This window comes from Kitasatospora sp. NPDC038210 (genome assembly GCF_055600605.1).
Genome location: NZ_JBVJYK010000031.1, coordinates 31516 through 57642, shown reverse-complemented (window position 1 = coordinate 57642; position 26127 = coordinate 31516). Strand labels below are relative to the sequence as shown.

Annotated in this window: 26 protein-coding genes; 15 read left to right on the top strand and 11 right to left on the bottom strand. The window is 75.4% G+C overall.

Features of this window, described 5'->3' with window-relative positions; all coding sequences use genetic code 11:
• Nucleotides 1-78: 78 nt before the first annotated feature.
• The 4 genes from ACZ7KX_RS37225 (at nt 79) to ACZ7KX_RS37210 (ending at nt 6915) form a co-directional block, all read left to right on the top strand.
• Nucleotides 79-525 carry a hypothetical protein gene (locus ACZ7KX_RS37225; protein WP_470330385.1) on the top strand — a complete coding sequence of 149 codons (447 nt, stop codon included), beginning with the start codon at nt 79-81 and terminating at the stop codon, nt 523-525.
• Nucleotides 526-638: 113 nt separating this feature from the next.
• Complete coding sequence (locus ACZ7KX_RS37220; RefSeq protein WP_470330384.1) at nt 639-1961, top strand: carbohydrate-binding protein; 1323 nt, start codon at nt 639-641, stop codon at nt 1959-1961.
• A gap of 119 nt (nt 1962-2080) precedes the next feature.
• Entirely contained in the window at nt 2081-5533 is a 3453-nt protein-coding gene (locus tag ACZ7KX_RS37215) for a right-handed parallel beta-helix repeat-containing protein (RefSeq protein ID WP_470330383.1), read from the top strand.
• A complete protein-coding gene (locus ACZ7KX_RS37210) occupies nt 5530-6915 on the top strand; it encodes a S8 family serine peptidase (RefSeq protein ID WP_470330382.1) in 1386 nt (461 codons plus the stop codon). The genes ACZ7KX_RS37215 and ACZ7KX_RS37210 overlap by 4 nt, the downstream gene beginning before the upstream one ends.
• A gap of 145 nt (nt 6916-7060) precedes the next feature.
• Here the strand turns inward: ACZ7KX_RS37210 and ACZ7KX_RS37205 are convergent, their stop codons facing one another.
• From ACZ7KX_RS37205 to ACZ7KX_RS37190, 4 genes are all read right to left on the bottom strand, one after another.
• Entirely contained in the window at nt 7061-8431 is a 1371-nt protein-coding gene (locus ACZ7KX_RS37205) for a MinD/ParA family ATP-binding protein (RefSeq protein WP_470330381.1), read from the bottom strand.
• A 143-nt stretch (nt 8432-8574) separates the two neighbouring features.
• Entirely contained in the window at nt 8575-9252 is a 678-nt protein-coding gene (locus ACZ7KX_RS37200; protein ID WP_470330380.1) for an HAD family hydrolase, read from the bottom strand.
• A gap of 59 nt (nt 9253-9311) precedes the next feature.
• A complete protein-coding gene (locus ACZ7KX_RS37195; protein WP_350519413.1) occupies nt 9312-10265 on the bottom strand; it encodes a DUF4331 family protein in 954 nt (317 codons plus the stop codon).
• A gap of 175 nt (nt 10266-10440) precedes the next feature.
• Nucleotides 10441-11715 carry a cytochrome P450 family protein gene (locus tag ACZ7KX_RS37190; RefSeq protein ID WP_470330379.1) on the bottom strand — a complete coding sequence of 425 codons (1275 nt, stop codon included), beginning with the start codon at nt 11713-11715 and terminating at the stop codon, nt 10441-10443.
• A gap of 151 nt (nt 11716-11866) precedes the next feature.
• Here ACZ7KX_RS37190 and ACZ7KX_RS37185 point away from each other — a divergent pair, with 151 nt between their 5' ends.
• Nucleotides 11867-12223 (top strand): hypothetical protein, encoded by a 357-nt coding sequence (locus ACZ7KX_RS37185; protein WP_470330378.1) that lies wholly within the window; start codon nt 11867-11869, stop codon nt 12221-12223.
• Nucleotides 12224-12273: 50 nt separating this feature from the next.
• Here the strand turns inward: ACZ7KX_RS37185 and ACZ7KX_RS37180 are convergent, their stop codons facing one another.
• Together ACZ7KX_RS37180 and ACZ7KX_RS37175 are read right to left on the bottom strand one after the other, a co-directional pair.
• Nucleotides 12274-12804 (bottom strand): YcxB family protein, encoded by a 531-nt coding sequence (locus ACZ7KX_RS37180; protein WP_470330377.1) that lies wholly within the window; start codon nt 12802-12804, stop codon nt 12274-12276.
• 319 nt (nt 12805-13123) lie between these two features.
• On the bottom strand, nt 13124-14281 hold the full coding sequence (locus tag ACZ7KX_RS37175) for an outer membrane protein assembly factor BamB family protein (RefSeq protein WP_470330376.1): 1158 nt from the start codon (nt 14279-14281) through the stop codon (nt 13124-13126).
• A gap of 318 nt (nt 14282-14599) precedes the next feature.
• Between ACZ7KX_RS37175 and ACZ7KX_RS37170 the strand changes: the two genes are divergently transcribed.
• A complete protein-coding gene (locus tag ACZ7KX_RS37170; protein WP_470330375.1) occupies nt 14600-14785 on the top strand; it encodes a hypothetical protein in 186 nt (61 codons plus the stop codon).
• Nucleotides 14786-14916: 131 nt separating this feature from the next.
• Here ACZ7KX_RS37170 and ACZ7KX_RS37165 read toward each other — a convergent pair whose 3' ends face one another.
• Complete coding sequence (locus ACZ7KX_RS37165; protein WP_470330374.1) at nt 14917-16227, bottom strand: DNA sulfur modification protein DndB; 1311 nt, start codon at nt 16225-16227, stop codon at nt 14917-14919.
• Between the two features lie 206 nt (nt 16228-16433).
• Here ACZ7KX_RS37165 and ACZ7KX_RS37160 point away from each other — a divergent pair, with 206 nt between their 5' ends.
• A complete protein-coding gene (locus ACZ7KX_RS37160) occupies nt 16434-16826 on the top strand; it encodes a S26 family signal peptidase (protein ID WP_470330373.1) in 393 nt (130 codons plus the stop codon).
• A gap of 25 nt (nt 16827-16851) precedes the next feature.
• On the opposite strand, the gene ACZ7KX_RS37155 is transcribed toward ACZ7KX_RS37160, so the two are convergent.
• Nucleotides 16852-18132 carry a HEAT repeat domain-containing protein gene (locus tag ACZ7KX_RS37155; protein WP_470330372.1) on the bottom strand — a complete coding sequence of 427 codons (1281 nt, stop codon included), beginning with the start codon at nt 18130-18132 and terminating at the stop codon, nt 16852-16854.
• 110 nt (nt 18133-18242) lie between these two features.
• Between ACZ7KX_RS37155 and ACZ7KX_RS37150 the strand changes: the two genes are divergently transcribed.
• Both ACZ7KX_RS37150 and ACZ7KX_RS37145 read left to right on the top strand, forming a co-directional pair.
• Nucleotides 18243-18686, top strand: a complete 444-nt coding sequence (locus tag ACZ7KX_RS37150; protein ID WP_470330371.1) for an NADAR family protein — start codon at nt 18243-18245, stop codon at nt 18684-18686.
• Between the two features lie 202 nt (nt 18687-18888).
• Nucleotides 18889-19752: an alpha/beta fold hydrolase gene (locus ACZ7KX_RS37145; RefSeq protein WP_470330370.1), complete on the top strand. Its 864-nt coding sequence runs from the start codon at nt 18889-18891 to the stop codon at nt 19750-19752.
• Nucleotides 19753-19821: 69 nt separating this feature from the next.
• Here the strand turns inward: ACZ7KX_RS37145 and ACZ7KX_RS37140 are convergent, their stop codons facing one another.
• The gene (locus ACZ7KX_RS37140) at nt 19822-20031 is read right to left on the bottom strand and encodes a DUF397 domain-containing protein (protein ID WP_470330369.1); all 210 of its coding nucleotides are present in this window, start codon (nt 20029-20031) and stop codon (nt 19822-19824) included.
• Entirely contained in the window at nt 20016-20855 is an 840-nt protein-coding gene (locus ACZ7KX_RS37135; protein ID WP_470330368.1) for a helix-turn-helix domain-containing protein, read from the bottom strand. The genes ACZ7KX_RS37140 and ACZ7KX_RS37135 overlap by 16 nt, the downstream gene beginning before the upstream one ends.
• Nucleotides 20856-20973: 118 nt before the next feature.
• Between ACZ7KX_RS37135 and ACZ7KX_RS37130 the strand changes: the two genes are divergently transcribed.
• The 4 genes from ACZ7KX_RS37130 to ACZ7KX_RS37115 all read left to right on the top strand — a co-directional run bounded on the left by ACZ7KX_RS37130 (nt 20974) and on the right by ACZ7KX_RS37115 (nt 22554).
• Nucleotides 20974-21177 carry a hypothetical protein gene (locus ACZ7KX_RS37130; protein ID WP_470330367.1) on the top strand — a complete coding sequence of 68 codons (204 nt, stop codon included), beginning with the start codon at nt 20974-20976 and terminating at the stop codon, nt 21175-21177.
• Complete coding sequence (locus tag ACZ7KX_RS37125; protein ID WP_350519426.1) at nt 21177-21425, top strand: hypothetical protein; 249 nt, start codon at nt 21177-21179, stop codon at nt 21423-21425. The genes ACZ7KX_RS37130 and ACZ7KX_RS37125 overlap by 1 nt, the downstream gene beginning before the upstream one ends.
• 73 nt (nt 21426-21498) lie before the next feature.
• Nucleotides 21499-21966: an NUDIX domain-containing protein gene (locus ACZ7KX_RS37120; RefSeq protein ID WP_350519427.1), complete on the top strand. Its 468-nt coding sequence runs from the start codon at nt 21499-21501 to the stop codon at nt 21964-21966.
• Between the two features lie 150 nt (nt 21967-22116).
• Complete coding sequence (locus ACZ7KX_RS37115; protein ID WP_470330366.1) at nt 22117-22554, top strand: VOC family protein; 438 nt, start codon at nt 22117-22119, stop codon at nt 22552-22554.
• A 209-nt stretch (nt 22555-22763) separates the two neighbouring features.
• On the opposite strand, the gene ACZ7KX_RS37110 is transcribed toward ACZ7KX_RS37115, so the two are convergent.
• Nucleotides 22764-24014, bottom strand: a complete 1251-nt coding sequence (locus tag ACZ7KX_RS37110) for an MFS transporter (protein ID WP_470330365.1) — start codon at nt 24012-24014, stop codon at nt 22764-22766.
• Nucleotides 24015-24076: 62 nt separating this feature from the next.
• Here ACZ7KX_RS37110 and ACZ7KX_RS37105 point away from each other — a divergent pair, with 62 nt between their 5' ends.
• Nucleotides 24077-25078 (top strand): DUF5937 family protein, encoded by a 1002-nt coding sequence (locus ACZ7KX_RS37105; protein WP_470330364.1) that lies wholly within the window; start codon nt 24077-24079, stop codon nt 25076-25078.
• Between the two features lie 106 nt (nt 25079-25184).
• Nucleotides 25185-26114 (top strand): ATP-grasp domain-containing protein, encoded by a 930-nt coding sequence (locus ACZ7KX_RS37100; protein ID WP_470330363.1) that lies wholly within the window; start codon nt 25185-25187, stop codon nt 26112-26114.
• Nucleotides 26115-26127: the final 13 nt, after the last annotated feature.

Below are 26127 nucleotides of genomic sequence, written 5' to 3'. Positions count from 1 at the left end.
CGCGGTCCCCGGGCCACCCGGTGAACGCCGGGGGGCCCGGGCGCCGTTCACCGGGTGGAAGCGAGCGGGGAGCAGGACATGGAGCAGCAGCAGGGCCGCGCCGACGCGGAGGAGTTCCGTCTGGCGGCGGTCTTCGACATGGTCGACCCGGTGACCGGGCCGGGGTTCTCGTGGGACCGCCCGGTGGTGGAGGACGCGACGGAACGGGCCGCGCTGGCCGCGTACCTGCGGGCCGGTACGGCGGTGCTGGTGACACCGATGCTCATGGACGACGTCTTCGACACCTCCCGCCGGGGCGCCGTCCCGCTGAACTACCGCACCGACGGCGAGTGGATCTGGACCGACACCGTCACCTACTACCTGGAGGAGTACGACATCGCCCCCGAGCCTGGGCTGCTCGCGCACCTGCGCGAGCGGGGCGACGCCCGCCCCCAGCCGGACGCGGCGACCCTGGAACGGGCGGCCGACTTCGTCCTCCACCCGCCGCAGCCGGCCGAGCCGGCCTGGCGCCCGGACACCCGCTGAACCCGCAGGCCCCCGCCGTCCGTGGCTTAGGGGAGGGGCCGCTGCGCCGCGACCGGTGAGGTCGGTGCGGGCCGCCCCTGCCGGGTGTCGTCGTCGAGGGCCAGGAGGCCTGGGTGGGCAAGGTGCGCAGCGGACGGGAGAGTCAGCCGTCGGGCGGGGGTATCCAACTGCCCGCCGTGGCCTGGGCCGTGCCCGAGCCGGCCGAGGAGTCCGGGAAGCCGGCGGAGGGCGCGCCCCGCGCCGAGGAGCAGGCCCCCGCGGCGGTGGGCGCCGCCGGGCCGGTGCCCGCGATCGGGACCACGGCCGCCCGGGCCGCGGCGGCGGGGCGCTCCCGCGCCGGGGTGAGCGCCGCGCCCGCACCGGCGGGGGCGGCCGAGGAGGAGGGCGGCCAGCGCCGCATCCCCAAGCCGATGGTGGCCGCCGCGGTGATCGCCGGCCTGGTACTGGTCGGTGTGCCGCTGGGCGTCTCCGGGTTCGGCGGGAACGGCCCCGGCACGCCGGGCGCCGACGGCCCGCCGCCCGGCGGGTACTCCCAGCCGGACGGCGGCGACGGCTACGTGCCGGGCGCCGACACGCCCGGCAACCCGCCCGGCGACCAGCCCCTGCAGCCGGGCCAGGACGGGCAGCCCGCCCAGCCGGCCGGCGGACCGCCGCCCGGGGAGGGCGTCGTGCCCGCCGCCGCCGGAGCCGCCGCGGCCGCCCTGCCCTTCGCCGCCCCGGCCCCCGACCCGGGCCAGGGCGCCCCGCCGGCCGGCCGCCCCGCCACCGGCGGCGCCCCCGCCCAGGCGGGCGCGCCCGCACCGGTCCAGGGCGGCGGCCAGGGCGCCGCGCCGGGCACCGGCCAGGGCGCCGGCGCCCCGAAGACCCAGCCCCAGCAGCCGCCCGCCGCCCAGCAGCCCCCGGCCGCCCAGCCCCCGGCCAAGACCACCCAGCCGGCCCCGCCGCCCCCGCCCACCTACAACGCCGTGGCGGGCCCCGGTTGCGGCGGCTCCACCTCCATGCAGCTCAACGGCTGGTACGACAAGGGCCAGGAGGGCTGGCGGAAGAACTCCGGCGGCTACACCGGCGACGGCTGCGGCGGCGGCTTCACCTCGGTGCCGATGTCCGGCGACGCGAACGACGACAAGAGCAACACGGTGGTGTGGACCTTCAACACCGGCTCGCTCACCACCGGCACCTGCAACCTGTCGGTCTACGTGCCCAACGGCGACCTCAAGGCGGTCGGCGGCGCCCCGACCTACTACACCGTGCAGAACCGGACCTTCCAGGTGAACCAGGTCGCCAGCAGGGGCCAGTGGGTCTCCGCGGGCACCTTCCCGCTCAGCGGCGGCAGGATCGCCGTGGTGCTGCACAGCCGCGGCGAGGACTGGAAGGGCGGCACCGTGACCTACGCCCACCACGCCGCCTCCGCCGTCAGGGCCAACTGCACCGGCTGACCCGGCCCGGCGAGCCCCGGCCCGCCACGCCCCGGCCCGCCCCGGCCCGCCACGTCCCGGCGACCCGCACCACAGCACCACAGCACCACAGCCCCACGAACGACGGAGGAGAACGCCCCATGACCCGCCACGTGCTGACGGTCTGTGCGGAGCCGAGCGACGGCGGCTACCGCACGATCGGCGCCGCCCTGGAGGCGGCCCGCAGCGGAGCGGTCATCAGCGTCCGCCCCGGCCGCTACGAGGAGAACCTGGTGATCACCAAGATGGTCACCATCACCGCCGAGGAGGCCCGCGGCAGCGTCCGCGTCTCCCCCCGGCGCGGCGCCGTCGTCCAGGTCGTCGCCGAGGCCGTCCAGCTCACCGGCCTCGTCCTCCAGGGCCAGGACGAGGAACTGCCCACCGTCGACGTCCCCCGCGGCCAGGCCGCGCTCCAGGACTGTGAGGTCGCCGGCAACTCCTGGACCGCCGTCCTCACCCGCCAGCAGGGCTCGCTCGCCATGCGCGGCTGCCGCGTCGTCAACCCCGCCGGCGCCGGCATCGTCGAGACCTCCACCGGCACCAGCGTCATCGAGGACTGCGTCATCGAACACCTCGGCAGCTCCGCCGTCGTCATCGGCGAACGCGCCAACCCCGTCGTCCGCGGCTGCGTCATGCGCGACGCCCGCGGCAACGGCGTCTGCGCCAACGGCGAGGGCCGCGGCTCCATCGAGGACTGCGAGATCTCCGCCACCGACAAGCCCGGCATCGCCCTGGAGGAGAACAGCACCACCCGCGTCCTGCGCACCACCGTCCGCGACGCCTCCATCGGCGTCTACGTCTCCTCCGCCGCCCAGGTCCTCCTGGAGGACTGCACCGTCAGCGCCACCCGCGGCCACGGCCTGGTCCTGGCCGGCGGCACCGACCCGCTGGTACGCCGCTGCCGCACCGTGCGCACCCGCGGCCACGGCATCCACGTCACCGGCCGCTCCCGCGGCCGCTTCGAGGAGTGCGAGGTCTCCGCCGCCGAGACCACCGGCATCCTGGTCGACGAATCCTCCGGCCCCGCCCTGACCCGCACCGCCGTCGCCGACAGCGCCGGCGCGGGCGTCGAACTCACCGGCGAGAGCGCCGCCGAGTTCGACCGCCTGGAGGTGCGCGGCGCCGCCGGACCGGGCGTCAGCGTCCGCGACGGCGCCAACCCGCTGCTGCGCCGCCTGGACGTCGCCGAGGTGCGCGGCCACGGCGTCGAGGTCCTGCGGGAAGGCCGCGGACGGCTGGAGTCCTGCGTGCTGTCCGCCACCGGACAGGCCGCGCTGCACGTCGCCGACGGCGGCAACACCCAGGTCGGCGGCACCACCCTGCGCGGCGGCCCGCCCGCCGCCGGCCCCGGCAAGGCCACCGCGGTCACCGGCGTCGAGGTCGGCCCCGGCGGCGTCGCCTCCCTGCGCGACTGCGACATCGCCGAATGGACCGGCGAGGGCGTCCTGGTCGAGGACGGCGGCGAACTCACCATGGCCCGCGGCCGGGTGCACGGCAACCGCCGCCACGGCGTGCTGCTGGGCCCGGGCAGCCGGGCCGCGCTGACCGGCTGCGAAGTCACCGACAACGCCGGCGACGGCCTGCGCGTGGACTCCGAGGAACCCGTGCGGATCACCGGCTGCACCGTCGCCGGCAACCGCGGCTCGGGGCTGCGCCAGACCAGGGCCGGCGGCCGGCTCGCCGTGCAGGACCTCACCAGCCGCGACAACGGCCGCGCCGACAGCCACGGCACCGCCGGCGCCGGAGCCGAGGACGGCCCCGCCGCCGTCCGCCCGGCCGGCGCCCCCGGTGACACCGGCCGCGGCCCCGCCGGCCACGACGACACCGCCGACCCGGCACCGGACCCGGCCGCCACCCCGCCGCCGCCCGAGCCGGAGGGACCGCAGGCCGCCCTGCAGGCCCTGGTCGGCCTGGAGGGCGTCAAGGAACAGGTCGCCACCCTGGTCAACCTCAACAAGCTGGCCCGGCGCCGCGAACAGGCCGGGATGCCCGCCCTGCCGATGGGCCGCCACCTGATCTTCGCCGGGCCCCCCGGCACCGGGAAGACCACCGTCGCCCGCCTCTACGGCGCCATCCTCGCCGAACTCGGTGTGCTGCGCGACGGCCACCTCGTCGAGGTCGCCCGCGCCGACCTGGTCGCCTCGATCGTCGGCGGCACCGCGATCAAGACCACCGAGGTCTTCCAGTCCGCGCTCGGCGGCGTCCTGTTCGTCGACGAGGCGTACGCGCTGTCCGCCGGATCCGGCGGCACCGGACCGGACTTCGGCCGCGAGGCCATCGACACCCTGGTCAAGCTGATGGAGGACCACCGCGACGACGTGGTGGTGATCGTCGCCGGGTACTCGGAGGAGATGCGCGACTTCCTCGCCTCCAACCCCGGCCTGGCCTCCCGCTTCAGCCGCACCGTCGAGTTCCGCAACTACGCGCCCGAGGAACTGGTCACCATCGTCGAACGGGCCGCCGCCGCCCACGGCTACGAACTCGACGCCGCCGCCGTCGACGCGCTCGGCACGCACTTCACCCGCATGCCCAAGGGCGCCGACTTCGGCAACGGCCGCGCCGCCCGCAAGGTCTTCGAGGAGATGGTCGACCGGCAGGCCTCCCGGCTCGCCGGACTCGCCGAGGTCACCGACGCCGACCTGCCCCTGCTGCTGCCCGAGGACCTCGGCGCCGAGGCCGCCGCCGCGGCCCGCGCCGACACCGGCGCGGCGGGAGCCGACGGCGGCGGGAGCACCGCACTGCTGGAACAGCTGCGCTCGATGGTCGGCCTCACCGCCGCCAAGGAACAGGTCGAGAACCTGGTCAACCTGATCACCCAGGTCCGCCGCCGCGAACAGGCCGGACTGCCCACCGCGAAGATCAGCCACCACCTGGTCTTCGCCGGCCCGCCCGGCACCGGCAAGACCACCGTCGCCCGCCTCTACGGCGAACTCCTCGCCGAACTCGGCGTCCTGCCCGGCGGCCGCCTCGTCGAGACCGCCCGCGCCGACCTGGTCGGCCGCTACATCGGCCACACCGCCCAGCTCACCCGCGACGCCTTCGAACGCGCCCGCGGCGGCGTCCTGTTCATCGACGAGGCCTACACCCTCACCCCGCGCGGCGGCGGCTCCGGCGGCGACTTCGGCCAGGAGGCCGTCGACACCCTGATGAAACTCATGGAGGACCACCGCGACGAGGTCGTGGTGATCGTCGCCGGCTACCAGGAGGAGATGCAGGGCTTCCTCGCCTCCAACCCCGGTCTCGCCTCCCGCTTCTCCCAGCAGATCGCCTTCGACCACTACAGCGCCGACGAACTCGTCACCATCGTGCGGCTGCAGGCCGAACAGGCCGGCTACGTCTGCGCCCCCGAGACCCTCGCCGCCCTGGCACAGCTGTGCGAAGCCGTCCCGCGCGACCGCACCTTCGGCAACGGCCGCTTCGCCCGCCAGACCCTCGAAGCGATGATCACCCGCCAGGCCGGCCGACTCGCCCGGCTCGACATCGGCGACGTGTCGGAGCTGAGCCTGCTGCTCCCGCAGGACATCCCCGCACTGCTCCAGCGGAGCGGCGCGTGACGGGCGGTCGCCCCCGTCCGCGCCGCGCCGGGCCCGTCCCGGCGACGGCCGCCGCCGCGCTGTGCTGCGCCGTCCTGCTGGCGCCGGCCACCCCGGCCGGCGCCGCCCCCGGAGCCCCGGCCCCCGGAGCCCCGCTGCCCGGCGCCCCGGTCGCGGGCGTCCCCGTCGCCGGCACACCCGCCGCGCCGGGCCCCGCCCGCCCCGGCCCCGCTCCCTCCGGCGGCGACGCCGCGCTGCCCGTGATCGGGCAGAACCGGGGCACCGGCCGCACGGACGGCTGCGTGAAACCCTCCGACAAGGACACCGACCGGATGCCCTGGGCCCAGGCCTTCCTGCGCCCCGAGACCGCCTGGCAGCTCGGCCGCGGCGCCGGCGTGACCGTCGCCGTCGTCGGCTCCGGCGTCGACCCGGCCTCCGGCGTCCTGGGCGAGCGCCTGGTGCCGGGGCCGCGCGAGTACGGCGACGGCGGCTCCACCCGCGACTGCGTCGGCCACGGCACCTTCCTGGCCGGGCTGATCGCCGCCCGCCACCGCGACGGTGTCGGCTTCACGGGCATCGCCCCCGAGGCGCGGATCCTCGCCGTCGCCGTGACCGACGACGCCGGGAACACCACCGCCGCCCTGCTGGCCAAGGGCATCCGCGACGCGGCCGACGGCGGCGCCCGGGTGATCGCGGTCGCCCTGCCCGTCGCGGCGGGCAACGAGGACCTGGCCGGCGCGGTCCGCTACGCCGACGACAAGGGCGCCCTGGTGGTCGCCCCGGCCGCACCCGACCAGGGCGGCGGTTCCGGCGCCGCCCAGGCCCCCGCGCAGGTGCTCACGGTGTCCGACCTGGCCCCGAACGGCGCCCCGCCCGGCGGCGGTCCGGACTCCGGCGGGTCCGGCGGCTCGGGCGGCTCGGGCGGTGCCTCCGGCGGGTCCGGACGCATCGACCTGGTGGCCCCCGGGGACGCCATGATGAGCGTCGGACCCGGCGGCAAGGGCTACTTCACCGGCTCGGGCCCCAGCTTCGCCGCCGCCGTGGTCGCCGGCACCGCCGCCCTGGTCCTCGGCTACCGGCCCGACCTCGGCCCGGCCCAGCTGAAGGACCGCCTCACCGCCACCGCCTACCACCCCGGCACCGCCCTGCCGGACCCTCGCCTCGGCTACGGCACGGTCGACCCGGCAGCCGCCGTCGGCGCCCCCGCACCCGCCCCCGCGCCGTCCGACCGCCCGGCCCCGACCACGGCCGCACTCCGACCGCCGCCCCCCGACCCGGCCGGCCGCGAGGCGATCATGACGGCGGGCGCCGTCCTCACCGCCGTGGCCCTGATCACCGGCACCGCGCTGGTCTGCACGGCCGGCCGCCGCCGCGCCTGGCGCCCCGGCCGCTGGCAGGCCTGACCCCCGGGACCCGGGAGCCCGACCCGGGCCGAGGCGGGCCGGGCGGGGCGTGCGAGCGCACGCTCCGCCCGGCCTCCGGACGCCCATGACGACGCGCCCCGGCCGACATGACGTCTCGTCGCGTGACCGGCGTCGAACGCGGCTGCTAACAGGCGGGAACGGGCCCGCCCGCGAGGCCCGAGGGCCGCGCGAAGCCCGAGGGCTGCGCGAGGCCCGCGGGGTGCACGGACTGCACCGGGTGCGCGGGGTGTGCGGCGCGGAGGTTCATCCCCTCGGCGACCGCGGCGGCGAGTTCGAGGTGGGCGCGGCGGGTGCGGTGACGCAGCTTCGCGGGGTCGAACGTCCCGCCGAGGGCCAGGTGTTCGTCGAACGGCAGGACGACCGCGGCCCGGCACAGCCGCTCGAAGTGCGCGACCATGGTCTCCGCCTTCACCACCCGGCCGGTGCCGCGGACGCCGGAGATCAGGGTCACGCTGCGCTGCGCCAGCGCGCCGTACCCGTTCGCGTGCAGCCACTCCAGGGTGGCGCCGGCGCCGCTCGCGCCGTCGATGCTGGTGGTGGCGGCGATGACCAGCTGGTCGGCGAGGTCGAGCACGGCGCTCATGGAGCCGTGCAGCAGGCTGGTGCCGCAGTCGCTGAGGACGATCGGGTACTGGCGGGCGAGCAGGTCGACCAGCTGCCGGTAGTCCTCGCCGCCGAAGCCGGTGGCGACCGCCGGGTCCGGGTCGTTGGCCAGGACCTCCAGCCCGCTGGCGGTCAGCGAGGTGAAGCGGCGGATGTCCATGTAGCCGGTGATCGAGGGCGCGGCGGCCAGCAGGTCCTGGACGGTGGCCGTGGTCTCCCGGCGGACCCGCTGGCTGAGGGTGCCGGTGTCCGGGTTGGCGTCGACGGCGATCACCTTGTCGGACCGGGTCTCGGCGAGGACGGAGCCGAGGGCCAGCGTCGCGGAGGTCTTGCCCACCCCGCCCTTGAGGCCGACGACGGCGATCCGGTAGGAGCGCTGCAGCGGCGTGCGGATGACGGCCTCCAGCCGTTCGCGCTCGCCCCGGCCGAGCGCGGTGCCGAGGCCGATCCCGCGCAGGCCCCGCCGCGCTGCGGGTGCGGCGGGGGCGTTGACCGCCTGCGCGTGCGGCGCGCGCGGGGCCGCCTGGACCGGCGGGGCCGCCTGGACCGGCAGTGTCGGCGGGGCCGGCGCAGCGGGGTGGACGGGCGGCGCGGGCGGCACGGCGAGGAGCAGGGCCGGCTGCGGCTGCGGCAGGTGTTGCGGCGGCATGTGCTGCGGCTGCGGCGGCGGGGGCGGTGCCTGCGGGGGGAGTGCGGCGGGCAGCGGCCGGGCCTCCGGGGGCACCAGCACCGTGCCCATGGCGTCCAGCGGCCGGTGCCACCGCGGTCCGGTCTCCGGCCGGGGCGCGGCCTCCGGCCGGGGTGACACGGGCCCGTACGCGGGGGCGAGGTCCCAGTCCGCGTCCTGCTCCAGTCGCCGTACCCGCTCGATGACCGTGTGGTCGCCCGCCACGCCATCGCCTCCTGTCACTACGTGTGCCCGGCCCCCGCCAACCTCCTCAACGGCCCGGGGCGGCGAACCCGTTCAATGCCGGGGCCCGCGGCCCCGGGCAGGCCGGAGGAGGAAGGGGCCGGCGGGGGAGCCGGGCGGCGCCGTCAGGGCAGCGGCAGGTCGGCCGCCGCGGCGACCAGGGCGGGCAGTTCGCGCATGTCGGCGAAGACGCGGGTACCCGGCCCGGCGAGCCAGTGTTCGGGGGTCAGCCCGCCGTGGAAGCCCAGCGAGCGCATGCCCGCCGCCCGGGCGGCCGCGACGCCGTACTTGCTGTCCTCCACCACCAGGCAGGCGGCCGGCTCGACGCCCATCGTCGCCGCGGCGTGCAGGAACAGGTCGGGGGCGGGCTTGCCGCGCTCCACGTCCTCGGAGCTGAAGACCCGTCCGGCGAAGCGCGGCAGCAGACCGGTCCGCCCGAGCGTCGCGCGCAGCCGCGAGTGGCTGCTGGAGGAGGCCACGCAGTCCGCCGTCCCGGCCCGCTCCAGCTCCGCCAGCGCCACCGTCACCCCCTCCACCGGTGTGAGTTCGGCGGCGAACGCCTCGTCGTACAGGTGCTGGAAGCGCTTGTCCCACCCGGGCTCCAGCACGATCCCCGCGTGCGCCTCGACCTCGGCGGTCATGTAGGCGTGCGAGCGGCCGAGGAAACGCTCGACGATCTCCTCCTGCGTCAGCGGCCACCCCACCGCCCTCAGCACCTGCTCGTCCACGCGGACCGCCAGGCGTTCGCTGTCGAGCAGCACGCCGTCGCAGTCGAAGATCACCAGTTCGACGGGAAGGGACATGCCCGCCACCCTACGGGCCGCCGTGCGCACCGCGGCGCCCGCGGTGGCGGGCACCCGGCTCAGTGCGGGTGCCCCAGGTACGGGAAGGCGGGCAGCAGGTCGGTGTGCGGGCCGATGTGATCGGTGGGCACCGTCCCGTCGGTGAGCATCGACAGCCGGGCCGACGTGACGTCGTCGCTCAGCGTGCGCCCGTTCGGGTACCCGGCCGGACGGGCGCGGTCGTAGCGCAGGACGTCCGGCAGCACGATCCGCAGCTGCGCCTCGGCCGCGTCCGTGGTGTACCCGCCGAAGTGCTGCAGCCTGGCCGTCCACGGCTCGCGGTAGGTCTGCCAGTCCTCGGCGGGCTCGCCGGCGTTGTACGCGTCCTTGACGTCCTCCTCGTTGAAGTACGCCGTCAGCGACGGGTGCGCACCCCGGTCCACCGACACCAGCCGCCCGTCCCTGCGCACGCTCACCCGCGCCCACACCCCGATCTGCGGCGCCGCACCGAACTCGGCGTCCGGCGCCTCCAGCACGATCCCGAACACGTTCTTGTCCGCGCCCCAGTCCACCCCCGTCCACCGGAACTCGTGCACGATCCCGTCCAGGTCCGCGAAGAACGGGTCGCTGCGCAGCCCCGCGCTCACCCGGTACGGGCCCGCCTCCACCACGGCCGGGGTGCCCGTGAAGCTCACCGGCGCCCCCGACACCAGAGGCTCGCCCGTCGCCTCGTGCCCGCGCGCCCCCTCACCGGTGGCCCGCCGCACCGTCATGGTCTGCGCCCCGTCCACCGGTTCGGAGAACGTGAAGCTGAACGCGAGGTCGGCCCGGTTGTCGCCGTCGGTGTCGACGTTGATCCGGTACACCGCCTCCGGGTGGAAGGCCTGCCCGCCGGTCGGCGCGACCGGGTTGACGTTCATGATCAGCACGGTGCGGCCCGGCTCCGGCGCGGCGAAGGCGAACAGGTCGGTCAGGTCCAGGCGCGCGTCGCCGTCGGGCGAGCGCAGGTTCGGTCCGCTGAGGTGGTGCGACAAGAGGGTCTCCGGCTTCGAGTGCGTGCGTACGTGCCTCGGGTGCTCCGTACGGATGGCCCCGCCCCTGCCGCCATTGCTAGCACGACCGCCCGGCCCGGGCCCGCCCGCTGCTCCGCGCGGGTCAGGCCCCGCCGCGGGGAGCCGGGGGAGCCGGGGGTGGGTGGGCAGGCGCTGCTCAGGGGGCAGCCGGCGCCTGCTCGCCGAGCAGCACCGGCAGCGCGTGGTGCCCGTTGGAGATCATCGACTCGACCGGCCGCAGCTCGGTGCCCGGCGCGAGGGCGAGGGCGGGGAAGCGCTCGAAGAGCCTGCGCAGCGCGGTGCGCCCCTCCAGGCGGGCCAGCGGGGCGCCGAGGCAGAAGTGCGGGCCGTGGCCGAAGGCGAGGTGGTCCTTGGCCGGGCGGGTGACGTCGAAGGCCGCGCCGCTGTCACCGTGGCGGGCGGGGTGGCGCCCGGCGGCGGCGTAGGAGCCGAGGATCGCCTCGCCCCGGGGGATGGTCACGCCGCCGGGCAGCTCGATGTCCTCGACGGCGTAGCGCAGCGGCAGGTGCGCGACCGGGGCGTCGCGGCGCAGCGCCTCCTCGACCACGTCGTCCCAGCCGGCCTCGCCCGCGCGCACCAGGGCGAGCTGGTCGGGGTGGGTGAGGAGGTTCGCGATGCCGTTGTCGATCAGGTTGACGGTGGTCTCGTAGCCGGCCGAGACGATCAGCAGCAGGGTGTCGCGCAGCTCCTCCTCGGTCAGGGCGCCGCCCTCGCCGCCCTCACGGCCCGCGCCGCCCTCGCCGTCAGTGCCGTCCTCGCTCTCGGTGTCGCGGGCGGCGATCAGCAGGGAGGTCATGTCCTCGCCCGGCTCGCGGCGCTTGGCGGCGATCAGTCCCTCCAGCACGGCGTAGAACTCCGCCGCGTTGGCCGCGGACTCCTCGGGGGTGAGGGTGGTGTCGAAGACCCGGTCGACGCGGGCGCGGAAGCGGTCCTTCAAGTCGTCGGGCAGGCCCAGGAGTTCGGCGATCACCCGGATCGGCAGCGGGTAGGCCAGGCGTTCGCGCAGGTCCACCACCGTGTCCGGACCGGCGGCGGCGAGGTCGTCCAGCAGGGCGTCGGTCAGCTGCTCGACGCGCGCGGCCAGTGCGCCGACCTGGCGGGCGGTGAACGCGCTGCCCACCAGGCGGCGCAGCCGGCGGTGGTCGGCGCCGTGGGCGGTGAACATGTTGCGGGCGCTCACCCACAGCGCCAGCGGCCAGGTGGGGACCACCTCGGCGAAGGCCGGCCAGTGCAGGAGCGGGTCCTTGGAGACCCGGGGGTCCCTGAGCAGGCCCTCCAGCACGTCCGGGTCGGCCACCGCCCAGGCCTTCACCCCCAGGATGTCGACGGGCGTGGCGGGGCCGCGCGCGTGCAGCTCGGCGGTCTCGGCGTCGCGGTCACGGCCGGTCGGGTCCAGGACGAGACGGTCCACGGGGCTCCTCCACTGGTGCGGTCGCCGGTGCGCTCACCGGCCGGGGTCACTGGTGCTGGTCGCTGATGCGGTCGCTGGTACGGGTCGCTGGTGCTCGTCACCGTTCTGCGGCCGCTGCTGCGGGGTCGCTGCCCTGCGGTCACGCGGTGCGGTGACGGAGCGCGCCCGCGCGGGTGCGCTCCGGGACGAGGATGGGGCCCCGGGCCCGCCCGCGTCGAGAGGGCCCCGCTGCCGCCGACGCGCTGACCGGCCGCCGCGCCCGCACCGCGACGCCGCCGCCCAGCAGGCCCTCGACGGCGGCACGACCCGCGGCGCCTCGGGCTGGATCGGCGGCCTGCCGATCGGCAACGCCGAACTCGTCGGCGGCGGAGTCAGGTTCACCGTCTCCGGCACCGGCGTGTTCGCCGGCCACGGCTACGCCTACCTCCCCTCCGGCGCCCCCGCGCCCGGCGGGTACACCCCGGCCGGCGACCACCGGTACGAGTGGTCGGGGCCCGACCGCTTCTGACCTGCCGTCAGCGCCCTCAGTGCCGCCACCACTGGCAGCGCCCTGGCGCGTTACTTCGAGCGCACCGCCGAACCCGCACCGCTGACCGACGCGCCGCCGCCCGCCGGCGTGGTGTGCCGGGCGAGCAGGGCACGCAGCGCGTCGGGGGAGGAGGCGGCGCGCTTGGGCAGCACGACGAGGCAGTTGCCGCTGCGGTTCAGCACCACGAACAGGTGCTCGGTCTCCAGCGAGCGCGGCACCCGCGCCCAGGGCATCACGCGGGTGCCGCGCGCGTCCGTGACGCTCACCCCGGTGCCGTCCACCACCGCCCGGTACCGGCCGCCGCGCCGCTGCGCCCGCCGGTGCGCCGAGAGCACCTGGGAGCGCGGCGCGAACAGCGCCGTGGCCGCCAGCAGGGCCACCAGCCCCACGTCCGACAGGCGCGTCGCGCCGCTCGCGGCCACCGACGCGCAGCCGAGCGCGGCGACGGCGGCCGGCACCCACACCGCCACCCGCACCACCCGGCCGACGGTGGTGTGCCGGGCGTGGGCGGCGATCGCCTCACGGAAGTCCTCACCCGTGGGCGCGTACGCCAGCTCCATGCGCTCCTGGTCCACCGCGTGCCTCGGCCTCTCCTTGATCCACTGCCCGGAGCGGCGGAGCCTGACAAACGGCGGCCCGGCCGCGGCCCCCGGCCGACCCCGTGACCAGTGCCTCTCCACGATCCCGCACCCGTACGCCGGTCCGGGCACCGGCCGCCGGCCGCCGGCCGCCGACCGACGACCGACGACCGACGACCGACGACCGCACGGGCACGGGAACGCGAAAGAGAACGGGAGCGGGAAGTCGGCCCGTCCGACTTCCCACTCCCGAACACCCCGGCCGGAGACCTCCCGGGCCGGGACGCCACGCCCCGTCACATCAGGCCGACGGCAACGCCCCCAGCGCGTGCAGACCGGTTCGGCTGCCCCGGAAGACCGCCGAACCGGCCGCCGCCAGGAACACCCGGGTGTACTCCGTGTCCTCCCGCAGCCGCTGCGGCTCGTCGCGCCACCGCGCCCGGCCCGTCACCAGGTCGAACGCGAACAGCCGGTCGTCGTTCGTCCCCACGTACACCGCGCCGTCCGCCGCGGTCGCCGAACTCACCCCGCGCCCCTGACCGAAGGGCACCTGCGCCGTCCACCGCGTCCCGCCCGTGCCCGCGTCCAACGCCACCAGCCGGTCCCCGCTCAGCAGGCACACCGTCCCGTCCGCGACCGACAGCGGCCCCGCCACCGGCAGCCGCCCGCGCTGCCACAGCACCCGTCCGGTGGCCGCGTCCAGCGCGAAGACGGTCGCCGAATCCACCGTCGGACCGTTCTGCAGGACGTGGACGACACCCCGCTCGACGACGGGCGGGGTACCGGTGCCGTCGACCGCCTCCTGCACCCACCGCCGCTCCCCGCTGCGCGCATCGAACGCGAGCAGCCCGCCGTACCGGCCGGCCGCGAACACCGTGCCCCCGGCCAGCGCCAGCACCCCCGAGGCGCCCGGATCGCTGCTCCAGCACAACCCCCCGTCCACCGCGTCGTAGCAGCGCAGCGACGTCCCGTGGGCCGCGAACACCCGGCCGCCGCCGACCACCGGCTCCTGCTGCCACGGGAACTCGTCCCAGTCCGGCGCCGCCACCTCCCACCGCGGCTCACCCGACGCCGCGTCCAGGACCTGCACGCCCGCCGTGGAGACCACGCACACCGCGCCGTCCCCCGCCGCCAGCGGCCACCCGCCCGAGTTCGCCAGCTGCCACCCGCCCGGGCCGTCCACGGGCGCCGCCGCTGCCACCGCCCGGCTCCAGCGCACCGCACCGGTCGCCGGATCCAGCGCCCGCACCCTGCCGTCGTACCCCGAGGCGAACAGCCCCTGCTGCGCCCCGGCGGCCAGCACGACCCGCCCGCCCAGGTCGGGCGCGGCCCACAGCCGCGGGCCGCGCACCTCGCCGCGGCTCGCCCACCAGCCGGTCGTGCCGGCCACGGCGAGCGCGCCGAGGCCTCCGGCGGCGCTCAGCAGCAGCCGCCGGCGGTTGATCCGGGGAGGAGTCACGGACGGCGTCGGATCGGTCTGCGGGGTATCGGAGTTCACACCGGTCCAGACTTCGTGCACGGACTCGTGGTTCCCGTCGGTCGGGCGGAGGACGGAAGCCCCCGCAGGCAAGTGAAGCGGCGCAGGTGCCCGTTGGGCTCCCCGGTCCGGGACAACGGCCCGCGCCGGCAACCGGGTTCACTCCGCAGGGGCCGCCGGAGGAATCACGGGCCGGGCGGTAAACGCCCCGGCCGGCGCACGCCACTTCCCGGCAGCCGCCTCAGGCACCCCGACCGGGGTCCGCCGAGGGCGGGACGCACCGGGAGGTACGCCGCCGTGATGGACCCCGTGACCCTGCTGCTGCTCGGGAGCGCGCCCGCCGCGCTGAAGGTCGCCGACACCTACGCCCGGTGCCTGCTGCTGCGCGCCCGCGCCGAACTGGCCCGCGCCCAGGTGCAGACAGTGCGGACGGCGGGGACGGCGCAGGCCCCGGACGCCGGAGCGAACGGCGGTGGCGCGCAGTGAGCGAGGAGTCCCGGGACGGCCGTGGCCCCGCGCTCCCGGGCCGCGGTCCGTGGTAGAACGACAGCGCCCCCACCCCGCCTTCATCGGGGTGGGGGCGCACGCCCCGGGCCGTACGCCGCCCGGGCCGGGAGCTACGCGAGGCCGCCGCGGATCTTGCGCCCGAGTTCGGTGGACGGGTAGAGGATCGCGTCGGCGACCCGGCCGCCGGAGTCCTTGGCGCCGCCCGCGAACGACACCCCCGTCACCTTCCCCTCGTTGACCAGGGCCTTGCCGCCGACGCCGTCCCAGTACTGCGCGGAGCGGTCCCAGCGGACGGACGTCACCATGTCCATGAGCGCCTCCTCCGTGATCGGGTCGGCCTCCGCCCACCCGGTCGCGTGGTGCACGGCGACGCCGAGCCCGGTGAGGATCGCCGGCGCGTTCAGCGCCGTCCCCTTCGGCCCCTTGGCCAGCTCCGCGGCGAGCGTGGTGAGGACCGTCGACAGCAGCGACACCACCCGCTCCTTCTGCTCCTCCGCCGGCACCCGCTCGGTGTCCAGCGTCGACTCCGTCACCGTCGCCGAGGTCTTGGCGATCCCGGACCGGCCGAGGAGCGCGGTGGTGACCAGCGCCCGCAGCCCGGACAACGTGACCAGCTTGTCGTCCGACACGGCGAGCTGGCGGCGCTGCGACTGCACCAGCGAGGCGAGCGGGACGACGCCGTCGGCGGTGGTGATCTTGACCCGGTCGGCGATCTGGTGGGCGAGCTGCGTCCCCAGGTCGCGCTGGTCCATGGACATGGCGAGGTTCTTGTCCACCGTGATGCCCTTGACGTTGCGGTCGTGGAACACCTGCCGCGCCTCCTCGACGCTCAGGTCCCAGTACAGCTCCACCGGGATCCGCACGGCCCGCAGCCGGTCGATCGTCAGCCCGTACGCCTCCGGGTCGGCCACGATCTGGTGCAGGGCCGTGCACTGCGTCTCACCGTCGATCGGCACCTCGTGCGCGCCGACGGGGATGAACACCTGGTACAGCCCCGAGCCCGCCGCCTCCGCGACCTCCGAGGCGACGGCGGTCGGCTTCCCGTCCGCCTGCGAGGGGATCCAGATGGTCACCGGCGGCGTCGACCAGCCGTTGGCGAGGTCGCCGCGCAGGCCCGCGGCGATGTAGTCGGCGTACTCGCTCGCGTTCTTGCCCTTCGCCCCGGCGAGGGTGCGCTGGACGAGCAGACGGATCTCGGCGTGCTCCTTGAGGAGCGCGTTCGCCTGCGCCAGGTTCTTCTTCCCCTCCTCCTTCCGCGGGTCGGGCACCGTCTGGACCAGCGAGAACAGCTCGATGCTGGTGACGGCGACGCCCGGCCGCACGAACATCGCGGGCACGGTGACGCCCTGCCGGCCGAACATGGACAGGCTCAACTTGACCTCCAGGAAAGACTTTTCCGCGGCACGCAGGTGCGACCGCATGAACGTCAACGTAGGGCACACAGGCCTTCCGCGGCAGCAGAATTCGCAGATCTCTCCTCCGCGGGGAGCCCGTTGGCGTTCCGCGGTGCCAGCCTCCCGGTGGATTGCCACTGTCCAGGAGAATATGACGCCAGGTCAGGCAGGCCGGCCGCCAGCCGCCGGAAAACCGGTGGGCCCGGCCGGGCGCGGTCTGCCACGATCGCCGGATGGGTGTGTTGGATGCAGTGGCGGCCAGGGTCGCGGGCGGGGCCACCGTCGAGTTCCGGCCGAGCGGTTCCTCGATGGTCCCGCTGATCCGCAGCCGGCAGCCGGTGCGCGTCGCCCCGGTGGACCCGGCGAAGCTGGAGACCGGGGACATCGTCCTGGCCCGCGTCGCCGGGACGGTCTACCTGCACCTGGTGTCGGCCGTCGACCCGGCCCGCAAACGCGTGCAGATCAGCAACAACCGGGGCCGGGTCAACGGCTGGACGAGCCACGACCGCGTCTTCGGCATCTGCGTCGCGGTCGACGGGATGCCCCGGGCCGGCGCCGAGGCCAAGACCGCCCAGGCCAAGGCCGCCGACGCCAGGACCGCCCGGGCCAAGGCCGCCCCGGAGTGAGCGCGCCCTGAGCCCCGCGAGCCCGTCACTCCGACGCTGCGGCAGCCGCCCGCTCGCGGCGGCGCCGTTCGAAGCGGGCGGGCGCGTCCAGGATCCAGGCCAGGGCGGCACGGTCGGCCACCGCCCCCACCCGCCCGGCGCCCTCCACACAACGCGGATCGTCGCGCTCGGCCAGCCCGAAGACCGCCCAGATGCGGATCTCCTGCTCCTCGTCGTCCAGCGCGGCGGCCAGCGCGTCCCCGACCGCGGGCGACGGATCCTTGCGGTCGGCGAGCTGGTGGACGGCGTCCTCACGCACACCCGCGTCGGGATCGCGGGCCAGGCGCAGCATCGCGTCCAGCCCCTCGGGGGTGTACGTCCACCGCTCCAGGCCGCGCGAGGGCGTGCTCTCCAGCAGAGCCGCCACCCGGGCCCGCACCTGCGGGGCGGGGTGCCCGACGTGGGCGAGGCCCAGCGGCTGGATCCGGGGGTCCCTGAACGGAGCCAGGCCGGCCAGCACCTCGGCCAGCACGTCCGGGTGCCGCTCCTCGGCCCCCCAGCCGAGGAACAGCTCCAGCGCCCGCTCCAGGAACGGGCTGCGGACGCCGTGCCGGTAGCCCCCGAGGTGCAGGGAGGCCAGCACCTGCGCACCGAAGCGGCGGCGCAGCGGATCCGGGTGGCCGCGCAGCGCCGCCGCGGCCCGCCACGTCGAGTCGTCCTGCCGCCCCGCGAGCGTGCCGACGATCTGCAGCCAGGAGGCGTGCTCCCCGTCCGGATGCTCCAGCGCGCACGCCCGGTCGGCCAACTCCCGGACGCCGGGGCGCAGTCCGAGGTGCTCCTCCAGGAGGGTCAGCACGCCGGCGTGGCCGTCGTGGACGGCCGACCCGCCGAGCCGCACCTCGTGACACCAAGCGGTCCCGTCCCGGTCCCGCACCCGGGTGCGCCCCACCGGGCCCGAGGAACCCGTCCGCTCCCGCAGCACCGCCACCGCCCCCCGCTCGTGCCACAGCCGGGCACGCGCCAGCAGCTCGCAGCCGGTGCCTTCGTCGAGCGGCGTCCCACCGAGCACCTGGCCCACGAGAGCGACCGAGCCGCTGTCGACCGCCCGCAGCAACGGCGTACTCCCGTCCGGCAGGCGCCGCAGCGCATCCGCACCGCCCTCCACCAGGTAACCGGCGACATTGCCGTCGAACCCCGCGATCGCCACGCAGAACGCGGACACACCCCGCCCGTCGACGGCCTCCGGATCCGCCCCGCCCTCCAGCAGGACACGCACCGCCTCGTCGTCGCCGCTGCGCGCCGCCGCGATCAGCCGATCCTCGCCCACTTCTCTCCCGCCCCCTTGCCACGCCCGCCGCCCTACGGCCGGAAACCGCTTGCACACGCGGCACGCGGCCTGACACCGTGCCCGTTCCCCCGAATCGCCACGAGGCCAGGATGACGATCTACTTCTACGGCGCCGACGAAGCCCCCTACGGCTGCTTCTCCAACTTCTCCGCCCACGCCATCGAACTCGACGGCCACACCTGGCCGACCTCCGAACACTACTTCCAGGCCCAGAAGTTCACCGGCACCCGCCACGCCGACCTGATCCGCCGCGCCCGCACACCCCTGCGCGCCGCCGAACTCGGCCGCGACCCCGCAAAGCCGCTGCGCCGGGACTGGGAACGCGTCAAGGACGACGTGATGCGCCGGGCCGTCACCGCCAAGTTCCGCACCCACGCGGACATCCGCGCGATCCTGCTGGCCACCGCCGACGAGGAGATCGTCGAGGACACCACCACCGACCACTACTGGGGGCGCGGCCGGACCGGCACCGGCAAGAACATGCTCGGCCGGATCCTCATGCGCACCCGCACCCGGCTGCGCGCCGAAGCCTGAACAGCCGGCGTCCGCGGGCCCTTGCGGATGATCTTCGACGGGGTAGGGTGAACGCACGGACGACGGGGGGCCGTTCGCACGCTGCCCGTGTGACTCCGCGCTTGACCCGCCGACGCCTGCCATGCCAGAGGTCCCTGCGGCGGGAGGAGCGGCCACGCGTGCCGCCGGCGCCGCAACGGACCGGAAAGTGAGTCGTAAACAGATGCCACCGACGTTCGTACTGGTCCACGGAGCCTTCGCGAACTCCTTCTCCTTCGCACCCCTCCAGGCCGAACTCGGCCTCCTCGGACACCGCTCGGTCGCCGTCGACCTCCCGGGACACGGGTTCGCCGCGACCTACCCGCACGCCTACCAGGCACCGCAGGACCCCGACGCCCTCGCCACCACGCCCGGCGCCATCAAGGGCGTCACCCTCGCCGACAACGCCGCACACCTCATCGCGGTACTGGAGCGGGCCAAGCGCAACGGGCCCGTCGTCCTCGTCTCCCACAGCCGCGGCGGCCTGACGGCCACCGTCGCCGCCAACCAGCGGCCCGACCTGATCGACCGCATCGTCTACGTCTCCGCCTGGTGCCCCGTCGACCTCGACGTCAGCGCCTACTACGCCGAACCCGAGATGGCCACGGTCGACGTCGGCGCCCTGGCGGCGGCGATGGTCGCCAACCCCGCCGAACTCGGCCTGCTGCGCTGCAACTTCCGCACCGCCGACCCCGGCGTCCTGGCGGCCTTCAAGGCGGCCTTCCTCGCCGACGGGACGGACGAGGAGTTCATGGTCTTCCTCAACACCTTCCAGCCCGACGAGAACCTCGACGCCGGCACGCCCGACGACCGGGCGCAGGCCGACAGCTGGGGGCGGATCCCCAGGACGTACGTCCGGCTGACCGAGGACACCAGCATCCCGCTCGCCATGCAGGACCGGATGATCCGCGAGGGCGACGCACTGACGCCCGAGAACCCCTACGACGTCCGTACCCTCGCCGGTAGCCACCTCAAGTGGCTGGTCGACCCGGCACCCGCGGCCCGGGTCCTGGGCGAGGTCGCCGCCCTCCTGCCCGAAGCGTCCTGATCCGAGCCGGATGAGGGTGAGTGGGAAGTCGGCGGGGCCGACTTCCCACTCCGCTGCGCTGCGGGGTGGTCAGCGGGCGTCGAACTCGCCGCTGCGGACGGCGGTGACGAAGGACCGCCAGGCGGGGGAGGAGAAGACGAGGGCCGGGCCGGAGGGGTCTTTGGAGTCGCGCACGGGCATGAGGTCGGGGTAGCCGTCGGCGACCTCGATGCACTGGCCTCCGTTCTGGCCGCTATACGAACTCTTCCGCCAGGACGCGTCGGTCAGGTCGACATCCACTCCAGGTCTCTCCTTGCCGCACGGATGAAAGCCAGCGATTCGGCTTGGCCTAGGGCCTCGACCGCAAGCCGATCGTAGCTTCTGGTGAGTGTGGCAAGCGACTTGGAATCGCGGTCGATGTAGCCGCGCTGTTCAATCTCGCCGTAAGCGAGAACTTTGCGGTTCGGCATGGTAAGGAAAGCCGTCATGTGGGTGAACGGCCTGTTCTCACCCAGGGTGAATGGTGCCACCTGGATGACGATGTGCGGGCGGATGGACAACTGCTCAAGGTGAAGCAGTTGTTCGACCATGACGTCGCGTCCGCCGACGACCTTCCTGAGGCAGCTCTCGTCCATCACCACATGCAGGAGTGGAGGGGGAGTGCGTTCCAGAATCTTCTGGCGGTTGAGTCTGAACTCGATGCGTTCCTCGGCTAGCTCCTGGGTTCCATTTCCTTGCCTGACGGCACCCATCTGGATTGCGGTTGCGTAGGCGCGGGTCTGCAGGAGCCCGTTGATGACATCAACCTCGAAGATCTTGATCTGCTCCGCGAGGGACTCATAGCGAGCGTACTCCGGGAAGCCTTCGATGATCGCGGCGTTCTTCAGCTGATACCACATCAGCAACAGCGTGCCGCCCGTGTCGAGCGCTTCGTCCGCCAGTTCGGCGAGCTTGCGACTCGGGGGCCGGTGCGCAAGTTCGATGTACGACAGGTGTGAGGGGGAGCACTCCAGGAGCGGCGCAAGTTGCTCCAGCTTGAGGCCCCTGGCCTCTCGAAAGTTGCGAAGTTGGATTCCGAAGGGCGCCCAGGGGCTGGACTCCGGGTCAATCTTCTTTTTGTTCATGGCAGTCCTCGACTTCCGGCAAGCCCGTAGGCAAGTCGCATGCCACTTCCGATCCTAGGCGACCCGGGCCACCATATGCACAGAACGTGAAACTCCGATCGCAGAGGGTTCCCTTCCCATGTCCGACGACAAGGTGCCCCGCCGCCTCCACGGCTACGGTGTCCGCTTCGACCCCGACGCCCAGTGCTACCGGGTCCGCAACGAGATCAGCGGCGAGTGGCTGCGCCAACCGACCGGTGAACTCACCGGGTTCACCTTCTTCTCCGACGCCTACAGCGCCTGGCGCCTCTTCGAGGTCCACAAGCGCCCCGGGGAGCAGTGATGGACTCCGTGCTCTCCCGTGCGACCGCCGAGCAGCGCCGCCAGGCCGCCGGCGTCCTGGACGACCTGACCACCGTCCTCGCCCTCGGCGGCGTCAAGCTGCCCTCGGTCGAGGTGGACTGGGAGTACGGCCGCCTCACCGGCAACTACCTGATCGACCTCGGCCCCGCCCGCCCGCCGGACCTGCTGCGCGTCGTCGACCTGCTCCGCAAGGGCCTGCGCTACGAGCGCCTGACGCATGACGACTGACCTCCTCGCCCGGTCCCTGTGGTGGGCCTGCTTCGCCGTCGTCCTCCTCGTCGCCCTCAGGAAGTGACCCCTCATGCGTGACCCCCGTCTGCTCGCCAAGCCGCCCGTGTGCCGGCTCGGTTGCCACGTCCTGCTCCGCAACCAGCGCGGCGACGTCCTGCTCGTCGACCCGGACTACATGGACGGCTTGATCCTGCCCGGCGGCTCCGCCAAGCCCAACGAGCCCCCGCACCTGGCCGCCGCCCGGCACCTGCACGCCGAGACCGGCATCGTCGCCCGCCTCACCGACGTCACCACCGTCGACTTCACCCCCGCCGACCGCTACCTGGAACGCCTCAACCTGGTCTTCGACGGCGGCACCGTTCCCGACGACGTCCGCCTCACCGTCCCCCCGCAGAACAGGAGCGGCCTGCACGGCGCGCGCTTCGTCCCCGCCAACGACATCCCCGCCCACATGGCTCCCGCTCAGGCCGCCCGCGTCCTGGAGGCGCTGGCCGGCCGCTCCCTGCCCGTCCTCCTCCACGGCCAGCGCGCCACCTGACAGCGCGCCACCCGCAACTGCCCGATCGGGTGACCCGGCGCCCGGTGCCCGCCCGGGTGTCCGGGCCCCCGGGGAGCGGGCGGATAGGTTCGGCGGGATCCGGCCCCCGCCGACCGCCGCATCCGCACACCAGGGAGCGCCACCACCGGCATGGACGTCCTCTTCATCACCAGCGTGGCGGCGGTCGTCGCGGACCCGCCGCTGAGCCGCAAGCTGTTCATCGACGCCCTCGGCCTGCCCCTGGAGGGCGAGGGCGACGGCTACTACTCAAGCGGCGCTGTCCCCGGCAGCAGGCACTTCGGCCTGTGGCCGCTGTCGCAGGCCGCCGAGGCGTGCTTCGGCACGGACCGGTGGCCCGCCGGCCGCGTCGTCCCGCAGGCGTCGATCGAGTTCGAGGTGGCGAGCCCGGAGGCGGTCGCGGCCGCCGGTGCCGAACTGCAGCGCGCGGGCTTCGAGCTGCTGCACCGGGCCCGCACCGAGCCGTGGGGCCAGACCGTGGCCCGGCTCCTCACCGCGGACGGCCTGATCGTCGGCATCTCCTACGCCCCCGCCCTGCACGACCCTGAGGACGACCGGCCCGCCGGGTGACCAGGCGGCCGAAACCGCGCGCGGTCTTCACCCCCGGGAGTGAACGCGCCGGTCGCCGGCTCGCGAGGCCTCCCCTCTGGTCCCCCCCGCACGCCTGACCGGCCGCGCACCCACGGCGCACGCGCCGACGCGCGGGAAGTCGGCCCGGCCGACGCCCCGCGCGGCCGCGCCGACACCCGACCGGGATCACCCGGAGACGGCCGCAGGCCCTACGCCCCCGTGTCCAGCACCGTCATCCGCCGCAGCGGCGACAGCGCGATCGGGATCCACACGCATGCCAGGCACCCGGCCGACACCCCCAGCGCCCAGCGCAGCCCGACCGCCTGCGCCAGCACCCCCGCCGACGCCGCGCCCAGCGCCACCGCCCCCGTGAACAGCACCCGCATCGTGCCGTTGACCCGGCCCAGCAGCCCGGCGGGCGTCACCTGCTGGCGGAAGGTCATCATCACCACCGAGTCGAACCCGACCTTCAGCATCACCAGCGCCCACCCCGCGGCGGCCACCGGCGCGGGCACCGGCGCACCCAGCAGCGGCAGGCCGACCGCCAGCGGCGCGACGGCGACGCCGACGAGCAGCGCTGCCCGCCCCGCACCGAGCCGCCCGGCCAGGCGCACCGCCGACACCGCGCCGACCAGCCCGCCCACACCCCCGGCGCCGAGGAACGCCCCGAGCTGCGCCCCGTTCCACCCCAGCCCGGTCAGGGCCAGCACCGGCAGCAGCGTCGTCACCCCGGCCGTCCCGACGTTCACCAGGCACCCGGCGGCCACCACCGTGCGCAACACGGGCTGGCGGGCCACGAACGTGACGCCCTCGGCCATCTCGCGCAGCAGGCGCCGCCGGGGCCCGGCGCCACCCGGGTGCTCCGGCGTCTTCAGGGTGGCGAGCCGGCCCGCCGACCACAGGTAGCCGCCGGCCGTGACCAGCAGCACGGTCGGCGCGCTCAGCAGCCCGGCCGCCCACCCCGCCAGCGGCGGGCCGGCGATCAGCGCGGTCTGGGTGATCGTCGCCAACCGGGCGTTGGTGCCTGCGAGCCGGGAGCCGTGGACCAGGTCCTTCACATGGCTCTGGGCGGCCAGGTCGAAGAAGACCGTCGCCACCCCCAGCACCGTCACCACGGCGAGCAGGTGGGACGTCGTCAGGTGCCCGGCCCACGCGGCCGCCGGGACGGTCAGCAGCGCGCCCGCCCGTACCAGGTCCGCGCCGATCATCACCGGCCGGCGCCGCACCCGGTCCAGCCACGCCCCCACGGGCAGCCCGAGGACCACGAACGGCAGCGTCAGCGCCGTCTTCACCAGCGAGGTGCCGCCCGCACCGGTGTGCAGCACGGTGACCGCCGTCAACGGCAGGGCCACCTGGCCGATCTGGGCACCCCACAGCGCCACCCCGGACGCGGAGAGGTAGCGGCGGCGGTCCTGCGGCAGTTCGATGGCCCGGGTGGCAGTGGCAGTGGCAGTCGTCATGGCGGGCAGCGTGCGGCAGCCGTACCGGGCGGCTCAACGGATTCACGCTAGGGTGAATCCTCGTGCCGCCCCGGAAGACGCCCGCCCTCACCCTCGCCCTGGTCGCCGCCGACCTGGGCGCACTGCGCTGGGCCATCTCACCGTCCTGGGAACTGCTCGCCTCCGTACGGACGTTGACCCGGCCGGCCGGACACGCGATCCACCTGCCGTGGGTGTCGCAGCACCGCCGCGACCCGCTGCTCACCGACCCCTCATCGGCGGCCGCCCGCGACCTCACCGCCGGCCCGCGCCACCACCTGCCGGGCTTCCTGGCGCCCACCCCGCTCTCCCCGCTGACCGGCCTCGACGAGGAACTCGACGAGGTGCGCCGCACCCCCGCCGCCGTCGTCCGCCGCGACCTGGCGGACGTGTTCGGCGCCGAACTGCCGGACAGCCTCGCGCCGTTGCGGCGCGCGCCGCGGCGCGGGACGGCGGCGGTCGTCGCCGACCTGCACGGCTACTGGCAGCGGGCCCTCGCCCCGGCCTGGCCCCGGATCCGGGCCCTGCTGGAGTCCGACATCCACTACCGGGCGCGCACCCTCACCGAGCGCGGGCCCGCCGCGATGTTCGCCGACATCCACCCCGACCTCTCCTACGACCAGGCCGGCGCCACGCTGCGGATCGCCAACCGGACCTCCGGCCCGCCCGGCTCCCGGCGCTCGCTGGACGGGCGCGGGCTGGTCCTGGTGCCGTCGGCGTTCGCCTGGCCCCGGCTGTACGTGAAGACCGCCGAGCCGTGGGTGCCCGTCATCCGCTACCCGGTGCGGGGCATCGGCACCCTGTGGGAGCCGGGCCCCGACACCGCCGACCTCGCCCCGGCCCTCGGCGCCACCCGCGCCCTGCTCCTCGGCCTGCTGGAGACCCCGGCGAGCACCCTCGAACTCGCCCGCCGCACCGGCCTGGCCGCCGGCGGCGTCTCCGCCCAGCTGCACAGGCTGGCCGCCGCCGGCCTCGTCGCACCCCACCGCACCGGGCGCGTCGTGCTCTACGCCCGCACGAGCCGCGGCGAGGCGCTCTACCGCTGACGCGGACGTTCTGCCCGCCGGCCCGAGCGCCCCCGGCCCCGGTCCCGGGATCCGGGCGGGTGAAGCGGTCTTGTCCGCCGCGGGGGCAGCGGTTCCAATGGCCGGTATGGCAGTGAGCGAACTCGTCCTGATGACCGATCACAGCTCGACCGAGGGCAGCCGCGACACGCTCGTCGCCGCCGCCCGCCTGCTCACCGGCCGCGATCCCGTCCTGCTGGACGCGCGGCACTTCACCCCGGGCGGAAGCGGCCGCTTCCGCACGGACGGCGGGGAGTTGCGGCTGGAGGCCGGCGGGGCGAGCGTGACCACCGACAGCGTGCTGGTCTACGAGATCCCGCCGCACCGGCGCCGGGACTTCGAACACACCCAGCACCGGCTGCGCGAGGCCGGCGCCCGGTCCCTGGGCACGGACGCCGCGGCCTGGCGGGCGGCGACCGAGAAGGACCGCACCGTCGAGTGCTTCACCCGCGACGGCATCGCCCACATGCCGACCGTCACCCTCACCCGGCCCGGCACCCGGGAGGCCGCGGAGGCGTTCGAGCTGCTGGGCCGCGACGTCTGGGCCCGTCCGACGGTCGGCATGGGCGGCACCGACGTCTTCCACATCACCACCCACGCCCAACTCGCCGCCGCCGCACACCACTACGCCCGGGCGGGCACCGCGTGGCTGATCGCCCGCGACGCCGGGAACTTCGGGCCGGACGGGCAGCGCCACCAGTACCGCGTCGTGGTGCTCGGCGGGCAGGTCCTGCGGGCGGTCGAGCACGTCCAGCCGGACCCCGAGGAGCCGTGCAACGAGAGCCGGGGCGCCGTCTCCACCCGCATGGATCCCGGCGACCTGCCCACCGGCCTGGCCGACCTGGCCGTGTCGGCGGCCAAGTCGCTCGGCCTGCCGTTCGCCGGTGTGGACCTCGCTGCGGAGAACGGCGGCGTCGTCTTCGAGGTCAACGTCCACCCGGCGTTCGGCACGGACGGCGGGCTGGAGACCGTCGCCGTCCCCTACGTCGCCGCCCACCTGGCCCCGGTCCGGCCGTGAGCACCGCACCCGG

Excerpts from the sequence above, each read along its gene's own strand:
- ACZ7KX_RS37225 (WP_470330385.1), top strand. The coding sequence starts at position 79 with ATGGAGCAGCAGCAGGGCCGCGCCGACGCGGAGGAGTTCCGTCTGGCG.
- ACZ7KX_RS37215 (WP_470330383.1), top strand. The coding sequence starts at position 2,081 with ATGACCCGCCACGTGCTGACGGTCTGTGCGGAGCCGAGCGACGGCGGC.
- ACZ7KX_RS37200 (WP_470330380.1), bottom strand. The coding sequence starts at position 9,252 with ATGTCCCTTCCCGTCGAACTGGTGATCTTCGACTGCGACGGCGTGCTG.
- ACZ7KX_RS37180 (WP_470330377.1), bottom strand. The coding sequence starts at position 12,804 with ATGGAGCTGGCGTACGCGCCCACGGGTGAGGACTTCCGTGAGGCGATC.
- ACZ7KX_RS37170 (WP_470330375.1), top strand. The coding sequence starts at position 14,600 with ATGGACCCCGTGACCCTGCTGCTGCTCGGGAGCGCGCCCGCCGCGCTG.
- ACZ7KX_RS37165 (WP_470330374.1), bottom strand. The coding sequence starts at position 16,227 with ATGCGGTCGCACCTGCGTGCCGCGGAAAAGTCTTTCCTGGAGGTCAAG.
- ACZ7KX_RS37160 (WP_470330373.1), top strand. The coding sequence starts at position 16,434 with ATGGGTGTGTTGGATGCAGTGGCGGCCAGGGTCGCGGGCGGGGCCACC.
- ACZ7KX_RS37150 (WP_470330371.1), top strand. The coding sequence starts at position 18,243 with ATGACGATCTACTTCTACGGCGCCGACGAAGCCCCCTACGGCTGCTTC.
- ACZ7KX_RS37145 (WP_470330370.1), top strand. The coding sequence starts at position 18,889 with ATGCCACCGACGTTCGTACTGGTCCACGGAGCCTTCGCGAACTCCTTC.
- ACZ7KX_RS37135 (WP_470330368.1), bottom strand. The coding sequence starts at position 20,855 with ATGAACAAAAAGAAGATTGACCCGGAGTCCAGCCCCTGGGCGCCCTTC.
- ACZ7KX_RS37130 (WP_470330367.1), top strand. The coding sequence starts at position 20,974 with ATGTCCGACGACAAGGTGCCCCGCCGCCTCCACGGCTACGGTGTCCGC.
- ACZ7KX_RS37125 (WP_350519426.1), top strand. The coding sequence starts at position 21,177 with ATGGACTCCGTGCTCTCCCGTGCGACCGCCGAGCAGCGCCGCCAGGCC.
- ACZ7KX_RS37120 (WP_350519427.1), top strand. The coding sequence starts at position 21,499 with ATGCGTGACCCCCGTCTGCTCGCCAAGCCGCCCGTGTGCCGGCTCGGT.
- ACZ7KX_RS37115 (WP_470330366.1), top strand. The coding sequence starts at position 22,117 with ATGGACGTCCTCTTCATCACCAGCGTGGCGGCGGTCGTCGCGGACCCG.
- ACZ7KX_RS37110 (WP_470330365.1), bottom strand. The coding sequence starts at position 24,014 with ATGACGACTGCCACTGCCACTGCCACCCGGGCCATCGAACTGCCGCAG.
- ACZ7KX_RS37100 (WP_470330363.1), top strand. The coding sequence starts at position 25,185 with ATGGCAGTGAGCGAACTCGTCCTGATGACCGATCACAGCTCGACCGAG.